We start from the raw sequence: 23,146 nt of genomic DNA on the forward strand, positions 1-23,146 counted from the left end.
TTTGGCGCTCCTCAGAACCTCGCCGACTCCCGTTCCACCAGGGTGAACGCGGTCGTGTAGCGGCGGGCGGGGCCGTCGTGGCCGCCGATCCGCTCGACGAGCATGCTGACGGCGGCGCGCGCGAAGTCCTCGAGGTCGGTGTCGATCGTGCTGAGGCTGGGGGTGGAGTAGGCGGACTCGGTGACGTTGTCGAAGCCGACGACGGCCACGTCCTCGGGCACGCGGATCCCCTGCCGGGCGAGCTCGCGCAGGGCGCCGAGGCCGACGGCGTCGTTGAGGCAGAGGATCGCGTCGGGCCGCTCCCCCGTCTCCAGCGCGAGCAGGCGCCGGACCCCGTCGACGCCGTTCTCGTAGGTGACGTCCTCGACCGGCAGCAGCAGCTCCCAGGGGATGTCGAGGCCGCGGTCGGTGAAGGCCTGGGCGAAGCCCTTGGCGCGCAGGCCCCCGGTGCCCTCGATCGCGGAGCGCAGGAGCGCGAGGTCGAGCTCCCCGAGGGGCGGTCCGCCGAGGAGGGCGATGCGCCGGTGCCCGCGGTCGAGGAGCCGCCCGGTGGCGACGCGGACGGCGTCGGCGTTGGGGACGGTGACATGGTCGGCCCGCCCGTGGGCGAGCCAGTCGCCGGCGACCACGTACGGCAGCTGCTGGTTCAGGGCGTCGAGGCGGGCGCCGAGCGGGGAGCCCGCGAAGAGGATCCAGCCGTCGGCGGGCAGCATGTTCATCTCGCCGACGGTGCGCTGGAACTCCTCCATGTCGCCGTCGTAGCTGTCGATGATGACGTTGTAACCGCGGGCGCGGGCCTCGTCGATGATCCGCTGCGACAGCATCGGGATGAACGGCTGGGTGAAGCCGATGACGGCGAGTCCGATGAGGCCCGAGGACCCGCGCTTGAGGGAGCGGGCGGAGGCGTTGACGGAGAATCCGAGCTCGGCCATCGCCGCGAGGACCCGGTCACGGGTCTCGGGCCGCATGCTGCCGGTGCGGTTCAGGACGTTGGAGACCGTCTTGAACGACACCCCGGCCTCCGCGGCGACGTCCTTGATCGTCACCCGTCGGCGCGGCGCCGACGGCGGGGCCGACGGCGGGGCCGTCTCGGCGGCCGACGGGCCCGCCGATCCCTCGGGATCCTGCTGCGTCATCGCTCCTCCTCCGCCCGCCGATCCGTTCACGATCCTCCGCTCACGTTCCGTTCAGGATGCCAGGCGGAGCGCCCGCAGGCGGGCGCAGCGGACGGCGAGGACCACGGAGAGCAGCAGCACGCCGAGGAAGTCCGCGGTCACCAGCGAGAGGATCGCGCACACGACGAGCCACCCCGTGATCTTCCGGGAGCCCGGGGCGTTGCGCAGGCCGACGGTCGCGACCAGCAGCGTCACCAGGCCCATCAGCAGGACCGCCGCGCCGTACACGTCGATCACGCCGGAGACCTGGTTGACCACGGAGGCCGAGGAGATCTCGCCGGCGTCCTCGAGGGTCGTGTACCCGGTCTCGAGGAACCAGCCGGAGTAGAGGAACAGCGTCACCGAGGCGAGCAGCACGTGGTAGCCGCCGGCGACCATCATGAGGATCCGCTCGGCCCGCGGGGCGCGGCCGGAGCCGACGGGCGCGGTGCGCGCCCGTCGGCCCGCGAACGGGGTGCGCGCCTGCGGGGCGCCCGCCTGCGCGGCGTGCGTCTGCGGGGTCTGCTGGGTCTGGATCTGCGCGGTCATGGCCTCAGCCCTTCAGTCCGGAGCTGATGTTCAGCGACTGCAGGAAGTAGCGCTGGGCGAAGAGGAACAGCAGCAGGGTCGGGATGATCGCGAGGCAGGTCGCGGCCATGAGCGTGCCCATCTGGTTGTACTGGCCCATCTGGCTGCTCAGCAGCTGCAGGCCTGCGGTGACGGGCATCTTGGTGATGTCGTTGAAGACGATCGTCGGCCACAGGAAGTCGTTCCAGGCTCCGGTGAAGGAGAACAGGAAGATGACGATGAGGATCGGCTTGATCGCGGGCAGGATGATCCGCCAGAAGATCTGGAAGCTGCTCGCGCCGTCGATCTCGGCGGCCTCGTCGAGCTCCTTGGGGATCGTCTTCATGAAGTTGCGGACGAGGAAGATGTTCGCGACGTTGCCGAGGCCCGGGATGATCACGGCCCAGTAGCTGTTGACCCAGCCGAGCGCCGTCACGATCCGGTACTGCGGGATGATGTTGACGACCGAGGGGAACAGCGAGATCAGCAGCAGGGTGAAGAAGAGGGTGTCGCGTCCGCGGAAGGTGAGGCGGGAGTAGCCGAAGCCGGCGAGGGCGACGACCGTGACCGACAGGACCGCGTGGCCGATCGAGATGATCAGCGAGTTCTTCATCCAGGCGAGCACGGGGTAGCTCGCGGCGGATTCGATGAGGGTCATGTAGTTGGTGGTGACCCAGTGGGCGGGCAGGAAGCTGAACGCGTTCATCGCGAAGTCCTCGACGGACTTGAACGAGGTGAACACGGTGAACAGCACGGGGATGATCCAGATCGCCGCGAGGGCGATGAGGACGACGTAGATCGCGATCAGGGAGGGGCGCAGCGGGCTCTTCGCGTGCAGGGTCGTGCTCGACATGGGATTCAGTCCTCCCGGTTCATGAAGATGATCTGGACGACGGAGATCAGCATGAGGATCACGCCGAGCAGGAGGGCCATCGCCGAGGCCATGCCCGCGGCGGCGGGTCCGGCCGGGAAGGCGAGGTCCTTGATCTCCATGAGGATGACGCGGGTGGAGCTGGCCGGTCCGCCCTGGGTCAGCATCAGCGGCTGGCCCCACACGTTGAAGGCGCCGACGGTGGTCATGATCAGCGTGTAGAACAGCGGCAGGCGGATCCCCGGGAGGGTCACGGAGAAGAACGTCCGCACCGCTCCCGCACCGTCCATGGAGGCGGCCTCGTAGAGGTTCTGGTCGACGCCGGAGAGGGCCGAGCGGTAGATGATCAGATTGCCGCCGATGCCTCCCCACACGGTGAGCACGAAGATCGTCACCCACGCCCACGGCTGGGTCCCCAGCCAGCTGACGTCCAGGCCGAACATCGAGTTGATCAGGCCGAACTGCGAGTTGAAGACGAGCTTCCACACGAGCGCCGCGGCGGCGATCGAGATCAGGCCCGGGATGTAGAAGATCGCCTGGAACAGGCCCGCGAGCTTCAGGTCCTTCGTCTGCAGGGCGGTCGCGAGCAGCAGCGGGACGCTGATGCACAGCGCCACCGAGAGGACGACGAACAGCAGGGTGTTGCGCAGGCTGCGGAAGAACACGAGATGGAAGTAGGAGTCCGGGTCGAAGATCAGCCGGAAGTTCTCCAGGCCGATGAACTCGGGCGTCCCCATCAGGTTCCAGCGCGTGAAGGCGAGGTAGATGCCGAAGACGATCGGGATGGCGCCGAACACCGCGAACACGATGAAGTGCGGGGCGATGTACGGGATGGCCTTCAGCAGGCCGCCCTTCCTGATGGGGCGGCGGGGTCCGTCGGCAGGCCGACGGGCAGCGGAGGCGGAGTCCGCGGGATCGGTCGCGGGGCGCGGCGTGGCGAGGGTGCTCATGCGGACTGCTCCTGGATCTGGATCTGCGCCTGCGTCTGCTGGTCGAGGAGCGCGAGCCCCTCCTCCATCGTCACGTTGCCGAAGATGATGTCGTTGAAGGTGCCCCAGCCGGTGGTCGCATAGCCGCCGTAGACGTAGTTCGAGGAGCGGATGTACGACATCTCGGTCTCGTCGCGCGTGTAGAGCGACTGCAGGTACTCGGCGTACTCCGCGGATTCGATGTCGTCGATGTTCGGCGACAGGGAGCCGGTCTCGACCCACATCATCCAGTTCTCGCGGACGAACTCGATGAAGGCGGCCGACGCGGCGGTGCGCTCCGGCGAGCGGTTCTCGTCCTTCAGCTGCACCCAGTTGGACTGGTAGAAGAAGTTCGCGGGGCTCTCGGCGCTGAACTGGAGGGCGTTGGTGAGCCCCAGCTTCTCCTCGCCGAGGGTCTCCTTCATGTTGCCCTGCGCCCAGGTGCCGATGATCGCGAAGACGCAGCTGCCGGAGCCGAACAGCTGCTCGGCGTCGGAGTCGAGCGGGGCCATGAGGCCCTCGTCGTAGAGGTCCTTGAGGGCCTGGATCGCGTCCCGCCAGGGCTTCGCGGTCATGTCCTTCACGCCGGTCTCGAGATCGCCGCCGGCGCCGTAGAACAGCGACATGATCGCCCACGGCAGGTTCTGCTGCGCGAGCGCGTACATGCCCTCGGGCAGCTTCCCGGCCATCGAGCGGATGTCGTCGATGGTCACGAAGCCGTCCTCGAGGATGGATTCGAGGCCGTACTCGGCGATGAGGTCCTTGTTGTAGTAGAGGACCTCGGAGAACAGGTAGAGCGGGATGCCGTAGGGCTTGCCGTCGATGAGGACGGCGTCCCAGGACGTCGGGAGGAAGGCGTCCTCACCGAGGTTCGGCTGGAGGCGGATGTACTCCTCCATAGTGTTCAGCGTGTCCTGCATCTGCAGTGTGGCCATGCCGAACTGGTCCTGGATGACGAGATCGGGGATGTTCTTCCCGGTCTGCAGGACGCTGTAGATCTTCGTGTTGAGGTCGTTGCCGTTCATCGGCTGGAACACGACCGGGAAGTCGGGGTCCGTGGCGTTGTAGGCGTCGATGATCTTCTGCATGTAGGGGCCGTCGTCGCCGACGAGCCCGTTCCAGAAGTACAGCTTGCCGTCGTCCGTGCCGCTGGAGCAGCTGCTCAGACCGGTCGCGGCGCCGACGGCGGCGGTGCCTGCCGCCATCGCCTTCAGGACGCTGCGGCGAGCGGGGCGGATGGGTCCTTCTCTCATCGTGTCTCTTCCCTGGCGTCGTTGCTCGTGGGCTGGTCCGCGCGGGGGCGCGGGCCGAGCGAGGTGCGGCGAGCCGGACCGGTCGAGGCCCGTCCGACGGAGGATCCCGAGGCCGGTTCCGGCCCGATGGTCCAACGTTGTACTCACGGCAGTGCGGGTAACGTACACCCGCTCCCGGGGTGCGCGCAATGCACTTCTGCAACGTTGTGAATGCTGGGAGCGGAGCGCCCGACGGGCGGGCGGGGTCAGCGGACGGTGATCGTCAGCTCGACCTGCTCGCGGGCCGGGTCGAGGTCGCGCTCGGCGCTCATCTCGAGGCACGGCCGGCCGTCGGCCGCCCAGTGGACGCGGCGCACGCCCATGCGTCGGCCGAGCGAACGGCCCGCCTCGTCGTGCGGGACCGCGTGGTAGATCATCAGGTCGTCGCCGGTGGCGGGGTCGCGCCAGAAGGCGTTGTGGCCGGGGCCGAACTCGCCGGGGACGGACTCCTTGGTCAGCGCCGGATAGCCCTGCCAGTCCCAGACGGCGGGATCGAGGAGGTCGGCGCCGGTCGTGGCGCGCAGCAGGCCGACGGCGTAGAGGTCCGGCAGGCCGGTGCTGGACCCGGAGATCGTCACCCACAGGTCCTCGCCGCGGCGCAGGAGGTACGGGCCCTCGTCGACGGAGGTCTCGCAGCGGTCCCAGCCGTGGCGGGGGCGCAGGATCGTGACGGGATCGCTGGTCAGACGCCAGGGCTCCGCCGGATCGATGGTCGCGATGAGCACGTCGGCCGATCCCGCGACCGCGTTCTCGGGGTTGCGGTCGAGCATCTCGCGGTCCGACCACATGACGTAGTGCCGGCCCGCGTCCTCGAAATAGGTCATGTCGAGGCTGATGCCGGTGGGCGAGAGCGCACTGCCGTCGGCGCGGACCACGCGGTGCGGCTCCTCCCAGGCGGCCGGGTCGAGCGGGTCGCCGGTGCAGCGGGCGACGACGCACTGCACGCTCGTCCAGCCCTCGCGGCCGACCGTCGTGAACACCCAGGGCGAGCCGCCGACGACGTGGATCTCCTGCGCCCAGATGTTCACGTGGGTCTCGCCCTCGCGCGCGACCCGCAGCACCTCGACCGCCTCGGCGTCGCGCAGCCCCTCGAGGGTGCGGGCCGCGCGGATCCGCACGCCCGTGTCGTCGCTCCCCGTGAGCAGCAGGCGTCCGCCGACCTCGGCGATGCACGGGTCCGACAGCGGCTCCTCGCGGAACGGGAAGGGGTAGTCCTGCCGACGGATCCGACCCTCGACCCGGTGCGCGCCGGGGATGCTCGTGTCGACCGCGGCGAGCGCGGCGGCGTCCCAGTCCACGCGCTTCTCGTGCGTCGACCCGTCGCTGTAGGTGCAGGTCACGTGCGCGGGGAGGTCGGTCGCGGTGAGGCGCGCGCCGTGGTGGACGGCGAGCTGCGGGGCCACGTGGCCGGTGTGCACGATCGTGCCGAGCCGGTCGCGCAGGAGCCGCGCCTGCGCGGCGGTGATCGCGAGCGCGTTGCCGGGGACGGCGCCGGGGATCGCCGGGTCGACGAGCTCCGGGTCCAGGAGGTCGGAGCCGATGAGATCCGGGCCGACGGCCGCAGCGGCGTCCGCGCACGTCGCGAGGGTGCGGCTGACGCAATGCATCCGGCGGGGCGCGATGCTCGCGGCCGCGTCGCCGGGCTCGGCGCCGGGCGAGTCGCCGGTCGCGCCGCCGCCGACGGGGACGACGTCCCAGGTGCAGAGGAAGGCGCCCACGCTCGCGGACCAGCGGGCGCGCGGGCGGCGGATCCCCTCCCCCGCCTGCAGCGGGACCTCGACCACGGTCTCGTCGCTCCACGTGACGAGGTCGCTCGAGCGGTAGACGACGAGCTCGCCGCCGTCGGGCCGGCCGGGGGTGCCGTGCGGCCGACGGACGGCGAGCAGCGCATAGCCGCCGTCTCCGTCCTCGAGCAGCCACGGGTCGACGACGGTGCGGGTGGTGCCGTCGGGCCGGTCGCTCGTGAAGTCCGCGGTCGCGAAGACGACGCCGGTGCCGTGACGGAGGGGCTCGAAGGGTCCGCCGTCGGTGCTGAGGGCGAAGTGGACGGACTCGTCGAGGTCCGTGAGGAGCCCGCGGGTGTGCGTGATCGCGGGATTCGTGTAGTGCTCGGCGCCGTGGACCGTGTAGGCCAGGATGCGGGTCATCGGGATCCTCGGAAGGGTGCGAAGGGAACAACGTTGTACTCGGTGCGCACGGTAGCAGTCGAGCTCTCCGAGATCGAGGGGGCGGGCGCTGCATCTTCATGCGCCGTGACCGCTCCCCCGCTCATCTGACTGACACACCTGAACGGCACAATGGTCACAGGGCTTGCACTACTCAAAACAGGTCTGACGAACCGGAGGTTCTCATCATGGTGATGCTCATCCACGGAGCCATCGGAGCATTGCTCACGATCGGACTCTACCAACTCATTCGTGTGAACTGGCCGCGCGCGTACTACGGACCGGATGAAACCTTCGCAGCGTTCATCTCATCATCTCCGTTGAAGTACGCCGCATTTCGCATGCTTCCCGTGTCAGCCATGGTGGCATCAATCGGAGCCTACGCGTCACGATCGAGCGACACGACACTCTGGGCTCTATCCGGATGGTTTACCGTCACCTACCTGGGAACCACTTCCGCAATGCTCTTGATCACACGACGAAAGTACGGGCGACGGCCGTCGATTGTCGACGCCGAATGGATTTTACTCTCTTCCACCTTGGTGGCACTGTCCGCCATCGGCGGCACCCTCCTTGCACCCTTCGCAGAGCGAATCCTTCCCGATTCGAGCGTCCTCACAGAAGCGGTCGTCACGGCCGTCTTCGTCGCGCTCCTCATTCAGATAGGAAAGACCCTCAAGCTCAACGAGTTTAACGCCGACGATCTCGCCTCCCGAGCCATCCGACGCAATGCTCAGAATCTCGAAGACCTCGAAGCGCAAGCATTTGAACTGAAGGTCCGTCCAGAGCCCATCATGGCAATCCTCGTCGCTGAGTCCATCCAGAGACCCCCATGGTTCCAGAGGCTGGAGGGAATCCGCGCCGAGCTCTGGCGCGGAGGCACTGTTGGTCCACTACAAGTCCCCGCCACCTCTCGACAGTCGGCTCGCGCTTTGAGGCGCCTGGATCTCGCCGCCTATCTGGACGCAAAGCCGACAATCAGAGCTCTGGTCCAAGCTAACTCCAACGACGCCACCATCTCGACCGACATCATCTACAGCTTGCACAACGCTTCACGCGGGTTCGTCGCACTGTGCGGCGCTATTGAGCAACGCCTATCCGCCAGAACCTACATGCACCCAATCACCCTGCAAGGACCCACTCCCCTCATACGATGCAGTTCGATGACGATCTCGAACAAGGGAATCCTTGTCCAGCTGGACGTCGACTTCGAGTCGAGCAACGCCACTACCGTGGAGATCCATCCCCCGAACGCTCAGGCAGCACTTCGATGGAGATCCTCTTCACCGGATCCGAAGACATACTTCGGCTCTCCGGAGGGATTCTTCGAGCCCTGGGAGGTCGTCTCACTGAATGAGGATGGCGAGATTATCGGAGTGACATCTTTTTCCATTCAAGAGAAAGTTCATTCAACTCCTCGCTGGGATTGATCATCGCTCCCCCTCGAAGACAACCAGCGCGCCGAAAGGCGCGCGGCTACGAAAGGTCCCTCTCAGCATCCTTGCCGTCGGCCCCCTGCGCCTCCTCGGCCAGGCGCCGGGTGATGCGGTGGGTGTAGCCGTCGACGGAGCGCTGCGCATGGTCGCGGGTGCGCCGGACGCTCGCGAGAGCGCGGGCGGTCGCCGCCCGGTCGAGGGCGGCGAGGGGGCGGAGCTGGCGGTTCGCGCGTCGGCCGGTGCCGCGGGCCCATCGCGCATGCGCGATGGAGTCGACGAGCGCGAGGACGACCAGGGGTGCGAGGAGCACGAGGAGCAGAGCGAAGGGCCAGGCGTACTCGGTCGCGATCACCGCGCAGCTGACGTAGACCGCGGCATTCATCGCGACGAGCACGACGACGGCGACATGCCCCTCGCGCTGGAACGACGAGGTGATCCCGACGTGGACGAGCACCTGCACGACCATGCTCAGCACGAGCGCGAGGACCAGGAACAGCGCGGCCGTGGCGAGCCCGTCGGCGCCGAAGCGGAGGGCGCGTCCGCCGACGAGCAGAGAGACCCCGAGCCCGATCGCGACCGGCACGGCGAGGACTCCCGCGGCGAGGGGGACGGCCTGGAGGATCGTCCCGCGCGGGAGCACCTCGAGCCGATGCAGGAGCGCCTCGGCCGCACGGACCCGCTGCTGGGCGAAGCTGCGCAGGGTCTCGTCGTCGCCGAGCTCGAAGGTGCCGATGATGATCCCGACCCACACCTGCAATGCATAGACGGGCAGCACGATCAGGAGGTTCCCGCCGTCGTCGGCCTCGACGGCGACGTGGACGATCGACGCGAAGATCGCGGGCGTGACCATGACGATCGCGGCGAGTGAGAACGAGTCCAGGGTGCCGCGGAGCTTGGACTCCTCCATCCGGTCCCCATGCACGATCTGGCCGGAGACGATCGCGATCAGGCATGCGAGCTGCACGGTCATCACGACCCCGAGGGCGCCCATGAGCTCGCCCTCGACGGGCCCGCCGAGCTCGGCGATCCGGTCCAGGAGCGTCACGCTCAACGGGGCATCCGGCCCGTTCTGGATGACGGCGATGACGAACAGCACCCCCGCCCCGACGGCCGTGATCAGCAGGATCTGGCTCAGCGCCACCCGCCGCCAGTCCCGCCGGCCGACCTGCCCCGGAACGACGACTTCCCCATCGGACGACATTCCGACACCTCTCATCCTGTTGCGTTCCGCCGTCGGGCCGGAATGCGGATGCAGGGGCCGAACGGAACGTCGAGCAGAACTCCAGGTCGCGCGGTGCGACGCGGCTCTGGGACGAGCATCGCAAATTCTGTGCGGGTTTCCCACCGGGCGGCGGATGATCATCCGCGGGGGATGAGCGGGGCGGCCGTCAGGTCGCCGCGCCCGTCGTCAGGCGAGGAGCGCGTCGAGCTCGTCGGCGCTCAGCGGTGCCGGCGCCGGGGTTTCGTCGACGTCGAGCGTTCCTGCCTCGACGCCGAGCATCCAGGCGAGAGTGCCTCGCCTGATGTCCCCGGCGGCGATGCGTTCGAGATGCGCGGATATCAGCCACGCCGGGAACCGTCTCGCCGAGGCCGCGGTCGTGTGCCGGACGATCGGCTCCTCCGAAATGAGCAGCTCATCGGCGAAGGCGCGGGCCGCTTCGTCGCAGGCTGCATCACCGGAGGGGGCGCCGGCGGCGGACGTGCCGTCGGAGGCATCGAGCACGAGCCGTCCGAGCTCGTGCGCGAGCCGGCGGTTCTCCTCGCACCAGCTCCCGGTCGCGGGCAGGAGGATCACCGCCCGCCCCAGGTCCCGCACCGCGTGCGACGTGCTGAGCTCGCCGAGGCGGATGACGTCGACGTCGATCTCGGCGAGGCGCTCGGCGAAGCATTCGGTGAAGCCCGGACGGAGGAGCGCTCGCAGTGCGGCAGGCGTCTGCGGGAGGTCGCCGGTCGCGGGGACATCGCCCGCCTGCTCGTAGGCGAGACGCACGTCGTCGAGGATCGACCGATCGGCGTCCGCACGGCTCACCGCGGAGCCGGCAGGGTCAGCAGGGTCGACGGGGAGGACGTGCCACCGGGGGTCCTGCTCTCCGGTGATCAGGCGGTGGAGGTCGGCGCCAAGGATTTCCGAGATCTCGACCAGTTCCCCGGCAGCGAATCCTCGCCGTCCCTGCAGCGCTCGCGAGAGGTCATCGTCCGACATTCCGGCGCGTAAGGCGAGTTCCCTCAGCGTGAACGGGGAATCGTCGAGAGCGGTACGCACACGGGACTCGATGGTATTCATGCATCCTCCCGACGAACCGCTCGACATCTTCCTCAGCGATCATCGCTCACAGGACGCGGTGCGCACGAGATCTTTTCCCGGACTTCGCGTGCGGCCCTTGTTGCTCGTGTTCCCCGTATGCCACGGCCGCCCTCGTCCCATGCCCATCCAGGCCCTCGCGACCACCCCTTGACTACGCAGTCAAGCGCGCCTACGCTCCCCCATCAGCGACCGTCGCGACCTCGAGGAGGAGGTGCCATGCCGAGCAGTCCCGCTGTCCCCAGGACGCCCCGCATCACCACCGCCGGCCCTGTCGACGGCGTCGTCCCGTCGCGTCGCACGGTCTCGATGAAGGACGTCGCCGCGCACGCGCAGGTCTCGCAGAAGACGGTCTCCCGGGTGGTCAACGGGGAGCCGCATGTGCGGGAGGAACTGCGACTTCGGGTCCAGGCGGCCATCAAGGAGCTGGACTTCCGGCCGAACGCGGCGGCGCGCTCGCTCGTCACGCGGCGGACCCGTCGGATCGGGGCGGTCGCCTTCGGCACCGCGTTCCACGGTCCGGCGTCGTCGCTCGCGGCGATGGAGTCGGCGGCGCGCGCGGGCGGCTATTCGCTGAGCGTGATGCGCACGGACACGACCGATCGGGTCGAGCTGCAGGCGTCGATCGACTCCCTGCTCGCCGAGGGCGTCGAGGGGATCGTGCTGTCCGAGCCGCTGCACTTCGAGGAGGCGGCGCTGACGATCCCTCCGGACGTCGCGGTGCTGACCCTCGGGTCCGTCGGCCTGACCGCTCGCGACGACGAGATCCTCGTCGGCGCGGACGAGGAGTCCGGCGCCCGTCAGGCGACCGCGCATCTGCTCGCGCTCGGCCACCGCAGCGTCCACCACATCTCCGGCCCGGAGGCCTGGGAGTCGAGTCGGCTCCGACGGGCCGGCTGGGCCGGCGTGCTCACCGAGCACGGGATCGAGGTGCCGGAGCCGGTCGCCGGGGACTGGACCCCGCGCAGCGGCTTCGAGGCCATGACCAACCTGCTGAGCAGGGACGACATCCCGACGGCCGTGTTCGTCGCGAACGACCAGATGGCCATCGGGGCGATCTCGGCGGCCGCGCGGCAGGGTCTGCGGGTGCCCGAGGACCTCAGCGTCGTCGGCTTCGACGACATCGACGTCACCGAGTTCCTGCCGGTCCCGCTGACGACGCTGCGCCAGGAGTTCGGCGTCGCGGCGCACAGCGGCATGGGTCTGCTCATGCAGGCCATCGACGGCACCCGCCCGCATCATGCGCGGCAGCTGGTGCCCCTGTCCTTCGTCAGCCGGTCGACCACGGGTCGGCCGCCCAGAGCCCGGGCCGACGAGCAGCCCCCGCCCGAGCAGCAGCCCTAGCGCGAGCAGCGGGCCGCGCTCGAGCAGCAGCCCTGGCTCGAGCGGACCCGCTCGACGCCCGACGCCCCACCGCGCACGGCCTCCCCACCCGGGAGGAGGTGCGCTCGCACGGACCGCCCCATCCCCCGGCGGCATGTCGTACCCACAATTGACAGCGTAGTCAGGAGTGCTTCACGTGTCCTTCTCCCTTCAACCGTCACGGCCGTCGCTGCCGTCACGGCCAGCCCGGCCGTCGATCCCCCGCCGCCAGGTGCTGCGCGCCGGCGCCGCGCTCACCGCAGGGCTCGGCCTCACGGGTGCGCTCGGCGCCTGCGGCACCCGCGCCGACACCACCGCCATCACCTCCGGCGAGGTCCCCCTGGACCTCTGGACCCACGACGACGGCTACATCCAGTTCTTCACCGACGCGATCGCGGTCGCCGAGGCGGACTCGGACTTCGTCTACGACCTGGACGTCACCAAGATCGGCGCGTCGGACCTGGTCACCAAGCTGATCGCGCAGGCGGTCGCCGGCACGGGCACGCCCGACGTCGCCGGCCTCGAGATCGGCGCCTTCGCCCGCATGCTCCGCGGGGAGATCGCCCCGGAGCTGCTGGTCGACCTCAGCGAGGACATCGCGCCGATGCAGGACGACCTCATCACCGCGCGCCTGACCCCGTACTCGAAGGACGGCGCCGTCTACGCGCTGGACTCCGACACCCCCGTCACGGTGCTCTACCACCGCTCCGACGAGTTCGAGCGGCTCGGGATCGACCCCGAGTTCGGGACCTGGGAGGACTTCGCCGAGGTCGGCCGCTCGCTCTACGAGTCCGACGAGCTGTCCCTGGGCGCCTTCGCGGTCAACGACCCGGGCGGCACCGTGCAGTGCTTCCACATCCATCTGCTCCAGCGCGGCGGCGATCTCTTCGATGCCGACGGGAACCCGACCCTCGAGACACCGGAGGCGGAGGAGGTGCTCGCCTTCCTCGTCGACGGCGTGCAGAGCGGGTTCCTCACGACCGTCGCCGACATGTACGGGCCGAGCATCCAGAGCGGGCTGAAGTCCGGGCAGATCCTCGCGGTGAACATGCCGTCCTGGTATTCGAGCTACGGCATCCAGCCCAACGTCCCCGAGCAGTCGGGGCAGTGGCGGGTGGCGGCGCTGCCGGTGTTCGCGGGCGGCGGCCATCGGGCCGGCGTCGGCGGCGGCACCGGCTTCGCGGCCCTGCGGGACAAGCCCGCGACCGCGGCCGCGCGGAACCTCGTGGTCTCCGGCTATCTGGACCCGGCGCAGCAGGTCAAGCGCTACCAGGACCTCGGCTATCTGCCGACGCTGCGCTCGGTCTACGACGATCCGGAGCTGCTGGCGCTGGAGAACGAGTACTTCGGCGGGCAGAAGCTGTTCGAGGTCTTCCGCGACATCGTCGACGACGTCCCCGACGTCCACCAGAGCGCGAACACCTCGATCATGTCGACGGTGCTCTCGGGCCACATCCTGCGAGCGTTCAAGGGCACGGTCTCCCCCGCCCAGGCGCTCTCCGACGCGACCGAGGACTTCCTCGGCCAGGCGAAGGGCTGACCGCCATGACCACGACCGCTGCACCCCGCACCCCGGCGGCGCGCCCGGCCGGCGCCCCCACCGGGCACCGCGCCCCCGCACGGCGCTCCCGCTCCCTGCGCGGAGGCGTCGCCCCCTACGCCTTCATCGCCCCCTTCTACATCCTGTACGTGCTGTTCATGATCGTGCCGATCGGCGCGGCCATCTACCTGAGCCTCACCGAATGGGTGGGCCTCGGCGCCCCCGAGTTCGTGGGCCTGCGCAACTACGGGAACCTGCTGAGTGATTCGAGCTTCGCGACGGCGCTGACGAACTCGCTCGTCTACACCCTCATCGCGGTGCTCATCGTGGTGCCCTGCGCGCTGCTGATCGCGCAGGCGCTGAACACGAAGGGCCTGCGCTTCCGCGACCTGTTCCGCGTCGCGTTCTTCGTGCCGATGGTGATCTCCCCGATCGTCATCGCGCTCATCTACAGCCTGATCTTCGACGCCGACTACGGCCTGCTGAACGCAGGGTTGAACGCGGTCTTCGGGCTGCCGCATGTGGACTGGCTCGGGGATCCGACGCTCGCGAAGGGCGCGATCGGCTTCGTGCTGCTGTGGCGGACCGTCGGCTATCTGACGATCTTCTTCCTCGCGGCCCTGCAGAACGTGCCCGCCGAGCAGTACGAGGCGGCGGCGCTCGACGGCGCCGGACGCGTCCGCACCTTCCTCGCGGTCACCGTCCCCGGCATCAAGCCGATCGCCGCCTTCGTCATCGTCACCTCGTTCATCGGCGCCGCCCAGCTGTTCGACGAGCCCTACCTGCTCACCAAGGGCGGCCCCGGGGAGGCGACGATCTCCGTCGCCATGTTCATCTACCGGGCCGCCTTCGAGCGCCAGCAGTTCGGATACGCCGCCGCGGCCGGCGTGGTCCTGTTCGCCATCGTCTTCGCCGTCAGCCAGGGCCTGAACCGGCTGCTCGGGATCGGGAGGGACTCATGAGCACCATCGGCACCACCGCCTCGCCCCTCGGCTCGTCGGCGCACGGCGATGCCGCGCCCGTCGGCCGACGATCGGACGGCCGACGCACGCCGACGAGCACCCCGGCGATCGTCCGCCGCGGCCTGCTGTACGCGACGCTCGTCGTGCTGCTGGTCGTGTTCATCCTGCCGCTCGTGTGGGCGCTCAGCGGATCGTTCAAGCAGCGCGGCGACATCTTCTCGACGCCCCCGAGCCTGATCCCCGATCCGGCGACCCTCGAGAACTACCGGAACCTGCTGAGCACGCAGCCGTTCTGGTCCTGGTTCGGGATCAGCATCGGCACGGCGACGATCGCGACCGTCGTCTCAGTGTTCGTGTGCGCGATGGCCGGCTACGGCTTCGCGAAGTTCCGCTTCCGCGGGAAGCGGGTGCTGTTCGCGATCATGTTCAGCTCGCTGTCGGTGCCCTTCGCGGTCATCCTCATCCCGCTGTTCATCCTGGTGGTGAAGAGCGGTCTCGCGAATCCGTGGTTCGCGCTGATCGTGCCGTGGGTGGCTCCGGCGTTCGGCATCTTCATGATGCAGCAGTTCATCGTGCAGGCGATCCCCGACGAGCTGCTGGAGTCCGCCCGCATCGACGGCTCGAGCGAGTTCGGCACCTTCTACCGGGTGGTGCTGCCGCTGCTGCGCCCGTCCCTCGGGGCGCTCGGCGTGTGGAGCTTCCTGCAGAGCTACAACAGCTTCATGTGGCCGCTGGTGATCATCTCCAACACGAACCAGTTCACGCTCCCGCTGGGCCTGAACATCCTCTACGCGTCCGAGAACCGCAGCTACGACCTGGTCCTCGCGGGCGCCGTGCTCGCCTCCATCCCGACGATCCTCGTGTTCATCCTGCTGCGCAAGCAGCTCCTCGAGGGCCTCGTCGCGGGCGCCGTGAAGGGCTGACGCCCGCCCCGGCCCGTCGCGGGCCCCGTCCTCACCCGCACTCCCCTCGCGCATTCCCGTCTCGCGCTCCCGTCGCACGTCCGTCGCGCGCCCCCGTCGTCCCGAAAGGACCCCGCTCATGACCCAGGATCTCCAGCTCCCCCAGCTCCCCGACCAGGTGCTCTTCGGCGCCGCGTACTACCACGAGTACCAGCCCTCGCCGCGGCTCGAGGAGGACATGCGCCTCATGCGGGAGGCCGGCTTCAGCGTCATCCGCGTCGGCGAGTCCGTGTGGTCGACGTGGGAGCCGGAGGACGGCGTCTTCGACCTCGACTGGCTCGCGCCCGTGCTCGACGCCGCCCACGAGAACGGCATCCGCGTCATCCTCGGCACCCCCACCTATGCGGTCCCGATGTGGCTCGCGCGGCAGGTGCCGGAGATCAACGTGGAGCGCCGCAGCGGGCAGCGGATGGGCTGGGGCGCCCGCCAGGAGATCAACTATGCGCATCCGGCGTTCCTGTTCCACGCGGAACGGATCATCCGGAAGATCGTCGCGCGCTATGCGGAGCATCCGGCGGTCGTCGGCTATCAGGTCGACAACGAGCCCGGCAACGAGATCTTCGCGAACGACCAGGTGTTCCAGCAGTTCGTCGACCATCTGCGGCGCACCTACGGCAGCGTCGAGGCGCTGAACACCGAGTGGGGGCTGACGTACTGGTCGCACCGGCTGAGCGACTGGGCGGACCTGTGGCGGCCGGATGCGAACGCGCAGCCGCAGTACGCGCTGGCCTGGCGCCGCTTCCAGGCGGGCATCACGACGTCGTTCATCGGCTGGCAGACGGAGGTGGTGCGCGAGTACGCGCGCGCCGACCAGTTCGTCACGACCTGCATCTCCTACGACCGTCCGACGCTCGACGAGGAGGCCGTCGCCCGCACCCTCGACGTGACCGCCGGGAACCCCTACTACCGCATGCAGGACGCGCTCGCCCTCCCTCGTCTGAGGGATGACGCGCAGCATTGGACCACCTCGGGCGTGTGGTCGCTGGTGACGCATGCGGACCGCATGTTCGGCACGAAGCAGGCGCCGTTCCTCGTCACGGAGACGAACGCGCAGGCCATCGGCATGACGTGGATGAACGAGCCCGCCTATGACGGGCAGTGGCGCCAGGCAGCGTGGGCGCTGATCTCCCGCGGCGCCGCGATGATCGAGTACTGGCACTGGCACACCCTGCATGCGGGCGCCGAGACCTATTGGGGCGGGATCCTCCCCCACTCCCAGCAGCCGGGCCGCGTCTACCGGGAGCTCGCCGGCATCGGCGAGGAGCTCGCGAAAGCAGGGGCCGCAGTCACGGGCCTGACCCCGCATGCGGATGTCGCGCTGCTGTTCGACACCGCCTCGAAGTGGGCGCTCGCGGAGCATCCGGCGCTCGGGGCCGACGGCGCCGGAGACCGCCGCACCTTCCAGACCGTCTACGAGGCGTTCTCGCGCGGCGTCTTCGAGGCAGGCCTGCAGGCGAACGCCGTGCACATCGCCCAGCTGCGCGCCCAGACCCCGGCGGAGTTCGCCGTGCAGCGCCCCGTGCTGGTCGCCGCCGCGTTCACGATCGCGACCGACGAGGACCTGCAGTGGCTGCGCGACTACGCCGCCGCCGGCGGACACCTCGTGGTCGGCATCCGCACCGGCTACGAGGACCAGGAGGCCCGCGCCCGCCTCGAGCGCAAGCCCGCCTTCCTCGACGACGCCGCCGGCATCTGGTACGACGAGTTCAGCAACCTCACCGCGCCGCTCCCGCTGGTCGCGGGGGCGGGGGCTGAGGCAGGGGCTGGGGCTGGGGCTGCGGAGGCTGAGTCCGACGGGCAGGGCTTCGCCCTGCCCGCGGGCGCGACGGGCACGCTCTGGGCCGACGGGCTCCAGGTCGAGGCCGACGACGCGACCGTCCTCGCCTCCTACGACCATCCGCACTTCGGCCGCTGGCCTGCGGTGACGACCCGCGAGGTCGGCGACGGCCGTATCACCTACGTCGGGACCGTCCCCGACCGCGCGCTCTCCGCCGCGCTCATGGACTGGGCCGTCCAGGTCGGCGACGGCACCCCCGCCTGGCGTCCCGCGACGGACTCGCAGACCGTCTCGAGCTCCGTTAACGGCGCGGGCGAGCGTGTGCACGTCCTGCACAACTGGTCGTGGGAGCCGAGCCGCTTCGCCCTTCCCGCGGCGGCGCGGGACGCGGTGAGCGGCGAGGCGCTCGCGGCCGGGGCCGAGGTCGAGCTCGGGGCGTGGGATGTGCGGGCGATGGTCGAGGCCGGCTGAGCCGAGGCTTCCTGAGCGGACGAGCGAGCGCCGGGGTGCGGGCGATGGTCGAGGCCGGCTGAGCCGAGGCTTCCTGAGCGGACGAGCGAGCGCCGGGGTGCGGGCTGAGCCTGCGCCCCGGCACCTTGTCGTCAACGGCCGCTCCAAGGCGACTACGCGCCACACGTGGCCGTTCAGCCGTCGCTTCATTCGCGAGCAGGGGACTGATGCACCCGTCCTGTCGAGGATCATCGCACCGCCATTGGCGGCCGGGGTGGGAGCTCCACCGCGCGCGGTCGATCCTCGCCCTTAATCCCGATGAACAGCGTCGTCGGTACCGGCATCCCCATCGCCCCCCCCCCACACGGAACTCAACCGACTCCCCCGCCGCGATCACCGTCCCCGCGTCCAGCCAGTCCAGCCGCTGGAACTTCGCACGGTTGTCGATCTGCTCAATCACCATTTCGACGCCCGTGGTGTTCCTCAGCCGGTAGAGGTGACCCTGGACATGCACCGCCTCAAGCGCAGGCCGCCCAGTCGAAGCCGCGATCCTGCTCAGGCTCCCCGACTGTGCTCGCGCCTCCGCCACCATCGCCTCGAGGTGGCTGGCCTGCTCCCCCGCCGCGTCTGCGCTCTCCCGCGCAGCCTTCGCTTGCTCCTCTACCGCGGAAAGCTGCCGTACGGCCCGGTCCCGCGCCGTCTCCGCTTCTATTTTCGCGGCCTTTGACAGATTCGACCGCCACCACGCGAACCCAGCGCCAAACATGGACAGAACAGCTGCGACCGCGCTAACCGCTGACCCGATTTCGACTTCCATGATCTCGACCTTAGCCATGCCCTCCGACGCCCTCGGGACATGTTCACGAAACAACCATGTCATCGCAGGTCAGCGCGGCTATGGTCCCCGCTATGAACACCTTCACTGACTGGATAAGCGCGTACGCCGCGTTCATCACCGCGTTCCTCACGTTCGGGTTGCTCATCGCGGCAGGACACGCCTACTACGCCGCGCGCGATACCCTCGCCCAGATGCGGGAGGACTCCGCAGCACGCCGAGACGACAGCGCCCGAACAACCAGACCTTACGTCCACGCCCGCATGGTCCCATCCATCGCAGGGCTTGACACTTGGGACCTCGTCATCCAGAACACTGGGAAGACCGCCGCTCACAATCTCCAGCTCGAGATCGCGCCGCTGAACAACGCATCGATCACTGTCGACTCCGTGACCGGGCCTGTACTTCAATTCGCGACAGCGAGCCTATCCGTCCACCCCGGCGAACGGATCCGCAGCTTCTGGGTCCTCGGCGCCGCGTCCTCGGCCCCCACCGGCTTTCCGCCGTCGAGAGTCGCCGTTACCTACGAAGATAGCGAGGGCAACCTCTACACGGAACGCCCCGTCCTGTTCGACCCCGCGAGCATCGGACAGACGCCAGCCCCCTACACCGGTGCCATCCGGAACGGCGGCAGCCAGGCCGCACAGCTCCGCAACATCGAGAACGCCCTACGTGCCGTCGCCCATAACCTCGGTGAGACGAACCGTTAACCTCCCCGCCCACGCCCCCGTCGACGCGCTCCGCATCACCTCCGCCGTAGCCGGTCCCCACCGTAGATGCGCCCCCTCCCGCCCACCGGGCAATGGATCGCTCTGGATATCGTCACGGGAATTTGGTCAATGTTCACGGCACTTCAGAGTCTCCAACGGCCCCGGGAAGAGATGGCTCTCCATAGCCCCGCCATCTCATCCCGGGCCCTTCGCCCATTGCCCCTTCCTCCCCCGCGCAGTACGGTCAGCCTCAGATCCACCCGCCCGGCCGAGGCGCCCCGTCGCAGGTCAGGCGCAGTCCACGGAGGGTGCCGGCCGCGCTGGCGCGGCCCGCCCGCCATCACGGGCGCGTGGTGCGCCCCGAGGTGCAGGAGGTCGGCAGACCATGGCGAGGAGATTCGTCCGCGACCCGATCCCGGATTCCCGGGCGGCGCTGGATCGGTTGGCGGAGCGGGTGACGGGGCGGATGCTCACGCCGTGGGATGCCGACTTCGATGAGGCGCGGGCGGTGTGGAACGGGATGATCGACTGCGTCCCCCATGCGATCGTCCGCGCCGCCGATCTCGCCGACGTCGAAGCGGTCCTGGAGACCGCGCGGGAGACGCGGCTGCCGCTCGCGGTGCGCGGCGGCGGGCATTCCGTCGCGGGGCTCGGCACGATCGATGACGGGATCGTCCTCGATTTGGGCGCTCTGCGGGAGGTGCGGGTCGATCCCGCGACGCAGCGCGTGACGGCCGCGCCCGGGGCCCGGGTGGGGGATGTGGATGCGGCGACCGCGCCGCACGGCCTCGCGGTGCCGTTGGGCACGGTCCCCTCCCCCGGCGTCGCCGGGTTGACGCTCGGCGGCGGAATCGGCTGGCTGGTGCGCATGGCCGGGCTGAGCCTGGACGCGCTGGTCGAGGCCGAGGTGCTCACGGCCGACGGTCGTCGGCTCACCGCGAGCGCGGACTCGCATCCGGGCCTGTTCTGGGGTCTGCGCGGCGGCGGCGGGAACTTCGGGATCGTCACCTCGCTCACCTACCGGGCGGTGCCGATGCCGGCCATGGTGCTCGGCGCGAGCCTGCACTATGAGCGTCCGCAGTGGCGTCGGGCGCTGGGAGCGTTCGAGCGCTGGAGCCGGGACCTGCCCGACGAGCTCGCCGCCGTCATCACCGTCGCGGTCCCGCCCGCGAACGCCGACTTCGGCGACGACCCGCTGCTGACGGTCCAGTGCGTCTGGATCGGCGAGGATCCATCGCGCGGGGAGGAGATCGTGCAGCGCCTGGCCCGGGCCGTCCCGCCCGCGCAGACGCTGATCGGCGAGGTCAGCTGGGAATCCTGGCAGGGGGCGCGCAGCGAGCTCCTGCCCGACGGCGCCCGCGGCGTGTGGCGCAACGCGTCCTTCCAGCGCGTTGACGAGGAGGTGCTCGATGCGCTCACCGATGTCGCCGCGGCGATGCCCGGCCGCGGCGCCGTCATGGACCTGCACCTGCTCGGCGGCGCCTTCGCGCGCATCCCCGAGGGCACGACGGCGTTCCCGCATCGCGGCGGACGGCTCATGGTCTCCCTCCAGCTCGCCTGGTCCGATCCCGGGGACGACGAGCGCCTGCTCGCCTTCGGACGCCAGGCCGGCGAGGCCCTCGCCCGGCTCCGCGCGGGCGGCGAGTACGTGAACTTCCGGTCGATCGAGCGGACCCGTCCGCTGCCGGAGACGACGCGCGAGACGTACGGCGAGGAGACCTACCGCCGTCTGCAGGAGATCAAGCGGCGCTACGACCCGCAGAACCTGTTCCGTCGGAACCTCAACGTCGTGCCGTAGCCCGGCCCGACTCCGACCGACCCAGCCCGACCCGACCCGACCCAGCCCGGCACGGCCTGGCCGAGCCCGGCCCGAAGCCGCCCCGAACCCGCCCGAATCAGCCACGCCCGCATCGGCCCGCCTCTGACCGAACCCGCCCGGTTCGGATCGCCCGACGGGCCCCACCTCCCCCAGAAACCCTTTTCGTCGCCGTTCTGTGACACGTCCGTGACCGGCATGTGACTTCATGTGGTTTTCATGCACGTTGTGAGGGCCTACGCTGACAACGTTGTCCCGTCAGTGACAACGTTGCCTTCCCAGCGACGGAGAGGGCATCCCGCCCCGTCAGACGGGCATCCCGCCCCGTCGAACGGGCATCCGTCCCGTCGGACGGGCAGAAACCCCCACCGGACGGTGGTACTCGATGAAGAGTCGGAGGTTCCCGATGGAGAGACCGCACGCGATCCTGGAGATGCGTTCCATCACCAAGCTGTTCCCCGGTGTCCGGGCGCTCGACGAGGTCACGATGAGCGTCCGCCGCGGTGACATCCATGCGATCTGCGGTGAGAACGGCGCCGGCAAGTCGACCCTCATGAAGGTCCTGTCCGGCGTCTACCCGCACGGCTCCTACAGCGGGCAGATCGTGTTCGAGGGCGAGGAGATGGCGTTCAGGGACATCAAGTCCTCGGAGGCCGTCGGCATCGTCATCATCCACCAGGAGCTCGCCCTCATCCCCGAGCTCTCGGTCGCCGACAACATCTTCCTGGGCAACGAGATCGTCGCCAAGGGGCTGATCGACCGGCGCGAGCTGCGCCGTCGGAGCCTGGACCTGCTGGCCCGCGTCGGCCTCGAGGTCGACCCGGACACGAAGATCAAGACCCTGGGCGTGGGCCAGCAGCAGCTGGTCGAGATCGCGAAGGCGCTCGCCAAGAACGTGAAGATCCTGATCCTCGACGAGCCGACCTCGGCGCTGAACGAGGACGACTCGGCGAACCTGCTCACCCTCATGAAGGGGCTCAAGGGCAAGGGCATCACCTCGATCATGATCTCCCACAAGCTCAACGAGATCGCCGAGGTCTCCGACGCGGTCACCGTCATCCGCGACGGCCGCACCGTGGAGACCTACGACGTCGTCGCCGGCGAGGTCGACGAGGACCGCATCATCCGTGCGATGGTCGGCCGCTCGCTCGACAACCGCTACCCGGAGCACGAGCCGAACCTCGGCGGCGAGGTCGTCCTCGAGGTCGAGGGCTGGACGGTCGAGCACCCGGATGTCCCCGGCAAGCTGGTCTGCGACGACGAGAGCTTCGTGGCCCGCCGCGGGGAGATCGTCGGCTTCTCGGGGCTCATGGGCGCGGGTCGCACCGAGCTCGCCCGCTCGCTCTTCGGCCGCTCCTACGGGATCCACCGCTCCGGCACGCTGCGCCTGCACGGCCAGGCCGTCGAGCTGCGGACGGTGCGGCAGGCGATCCGCCACCGCCTCGCCTACGTCTCCGAGGACCGCAAGGTGCTGGGCCTGAACCTCCTGGACAGCATCAAGGACACGATCGTCTCGGCGAACCTGCCCGCGGTCGTGAGGCGCGGCCTGATCGACGATGCGACGGAGCGCGCGGTCGCCGAGCGCTACCGCAAGTCCCTGCGGATCAAGACCCCCGGGATCGACGTCGGCGTCGCGACCCTCTCGGGCGGCAACCAGCAGAAGGTCGTGCTGGCCAAGTGGCTGTTCCCCGAGCCCGAGGTGCTGATCCTCGACGAGCCGACGCGCGGCATCGACGTCGGCGCGAAGTTCGAGATCTACAAGCTCATCCAGGACCTCGCCGACCAGGGGATGGCCGTCATCGTCATCTCCTCCGAGCTGCCCGAGGTCCTGGGCATCTGCGACCGCATCTACACCATCTGCGAGGGCCGGATCACCGGGGAGGTGCCTCGCTCCGAGGCCGACCAGGAGACCCTCATGCGCATGATGACCACCACCGTCGGATCCGCTGCCTGACCGGCGCAGGAATCAAGAGAGAC

17 protein-coding genes are annotated in these 23,146 nt (G+C 69.4%); 9 read left to right on the forward strand and 8 right to left on the reverse strand.

Annotation, left to right across the window (positions count from 1 at the left end; genetic code table 11):
• Positions 1-11: 11 nt before the first annotated feature.
• From ACXET9_RS03660 to ACXET9_RS03685, 6 genes are all read right to left on the reverse strand, one after another.
• Complete coding sequence (locus ACXET9_RS03660; RefSeq protein WP_457884907.1) at positions 12-1,136, reverse strand: LacI family DNA-binding transcriptional regulator; 1,125 nt, start codon at positions 1,134-1,136, stop codon at positions 12-14.
• A 51-nt stretch (positions 1,137-1,187) separates the two neighbouring features.
• On the reverse strand, positions 1,188-1,703 hold the full coding sequence (locus tag ACXET9_RS03665; protein ID WP_457884909.1) for a hypothetical protein: 516 nt from the start codon (positions 1,701-1,703) through the stop codon (positions 1,188-1,190).
• Between the two features lie 4 nt (positions 1,704-1,707).
• On the reverse strand, positions 1,708-2,574 hold the full coding sequence (locus ACXET9_RS03670) for a carbohydrate ABC transporter permease (protein ID WP_457884911.1): 867 nt from the start codon (positions 2,572-2,574) through the stop codon (positions 1,708-1,710).
• 5 nt (positions 2,575-2,579) lie between these two features.
• Entirely contained in the window at positions 2,580-3,542 is a 963-nt protein-coding gene (locus ACXET9_RS03675; RefSeq protein ID WP_457884912.1) for a carbohydrate ABC transporter permease, read from the reverse strand.
• Entirely contained in the window at positions 3,539-4,813 is a 1,275-nt protein-coding gene (locus tag ACXET9_RS03680; RefSeq protein ID WP_457884914.1) for an ABC transporter substrate-binding protein, read from the reverse strand. The genes ACXET9_RS03675 and ACXET9_RS03680 overlap by 4 nt, the downstream gene beginning before the upstream one ends.
• Positions 4,814-5,058: 245 nt before the next feature.
• On the reverse strand, positions 5,059-6,999 hold the full coding sequence (locus tag ACXET9_RS03685) for a family 43 glycosylhydrolase (RefSeq protein ID WP_457884916.1): 1,941 nt from the start codon (positions 6,997-6,999) through the stop codon (positions 5,059-5,061).
• 206 nt (positions 7,000-7,205) lie between these two features.
• On the opposite strand from ACXET9_RS03685, the gene ACXET9_RS03690 reads away from it, so the two are divergent.
• Entirely contained in the window at positions 7,206-8,447 is a 1,242-nt protein-coding gene (locus ACXET9_RS03690) for a hypothetical protein (protein WP_457884918.1), read from the forward strand.
• A 46-nt stretch (positions 8,448-8,493) separates the two neighbouring features.
• Here ACXET9_RS03690 and ACXET9_RS03695 read toward each other — a convergent pair whose 3' ends face one another.
• On the reverse strand, positions 8,494-9,594 hold the full coding sequence (locus tag ACXET9_RS03695) for a hypothetical protein (protein WP_457884920.1): 1,101 nt from the start codon (positions 9,592-9,594) through the stop codon (positions 8,494-8,496).
• A gap of 267 nt (positions 9,595-9,861) precedes the next feature.
• Positions 9,862-10,482: an ImmA/IrrE family metallo-endopeptidase gene (locus tag ACXET9_RS03700; protein WP_457884922.1), complete on the reverse strand. Its 621-nt coding sequence runs from the start codon at positions 10,480-10,482 to the stop codon at positions 9,862-9,864.
• Between the two features lie 492 nt (positions 10,483-10,974).
• Between ACXET9_RS03700 and ACXET9_RS03705 the strand changes: the two genes are divergently transcribed.
• From ACXET9_RS03705 to ACXET9_RS03740, 8 genes are all read left to right on the forward strand, one after another.
• Positions 10,975-12,099 (forward strand): LacI family DNA-binding transcriptional regulator, encoded by a 1,125-nt coding sequence (locus tag ACXET9_RS03705; RefSeq protein WP_457884923.1) that lies wholly within the window; start codon positions 10,975-10,977, stop codon positions 12,097-12,099.
• Positions 12,100-12,274: 175 nt separating this feature from the next.
• Positions 12,275-13,657, forward strand: coding sequence for an ABC transporter substrate-binding protein (locus tag ACXET9_RS03710; RefSeq protein WP_457884925.1), 1,383 nt, complete (start codon positions 12,275-12,277; stop codon positions 13,655-13,657).
• A 5-nt stretch (positions 13,658-13,662) separates the two neighbouring features.
• Positions 13,663-14,619: a carbohydrate ABC transporter permease gene (locus tag ACXET9_RS03715; protein ID WP_457884927.1), complete on the forward strand. Its 957-nt coding sequence runs from the start codon at positions 13,663-13,665 to the stop codon at positions 14,617-14,619.
• Complete coding sequence (locus tag ACXET9_RS03720; RefSeq protein ID WP_457884929.1) at positions 14,616-15,542, forward strand: carbohydrate ABC transporter permease; 927 nt, start codon at positions 14,616-14,618, stop codon at positions 15,540-15,542. Before ACXET9_RS03715 ends, ACXET9_RS03720 begins: the two co-directional genes overlap by 4 nt.
• A 118-nt stretch (positions 15,543-15,660) precedes the next feature.
• Positions 15,661-17,829: a beta-galactosidase gene (locus ACXET9_RS03725; protein WP_457884931.1), complete on the forward strand. Its 2,169-nt coding sequence runs from the start codon at positions 15,661-15,663 to the stop codon at positions 17,827-17,829.
• Between the two features lie 888 nt (positions 17,830-18,717).
• Positions 18,718-19,353: a hypothetical protein gene (locus tag ACXET9_RS03730; RefSeq protein ID WP_457884933.1), complete on the forward strand. Its 636-nt coding sequence runs from the start codon at positions 18,718-18,720 to the stop codon at positions 19,351-19,353.
• Positions 19,354-19,738: 385 nt separating this feature from the next.
• The gene (locus ACXET9_RS03735; RefSeq protein WP_457884935.1) at positions 19,739-21,151 is read left to right on the forward strand and encodes an FAD-binding oxidoreductase; all 1,413 of its coding nucleotides are present in this window, start codon (positions 19,739-19,741) and stop codon (positions 21,149-21,151) included.
• 424 nt (positions 21,152-21,575) lie between these two features.
• Entirely contained in the window at positions 21,576-23,123 is a 1,548-nt protein-coding gene (locus ACXET9_RS03740; RefSeq protein WP_457884937.1) for an ATP-binding cassette domain-containing protein, read from the forward strand.
• The last annotated feature ends 23 nt before the right edge of the window (positions 23,124-23,146 follow it).

This window comes from Brachybacterium netajii (SeqCode), from assembly GCF_054114245.1.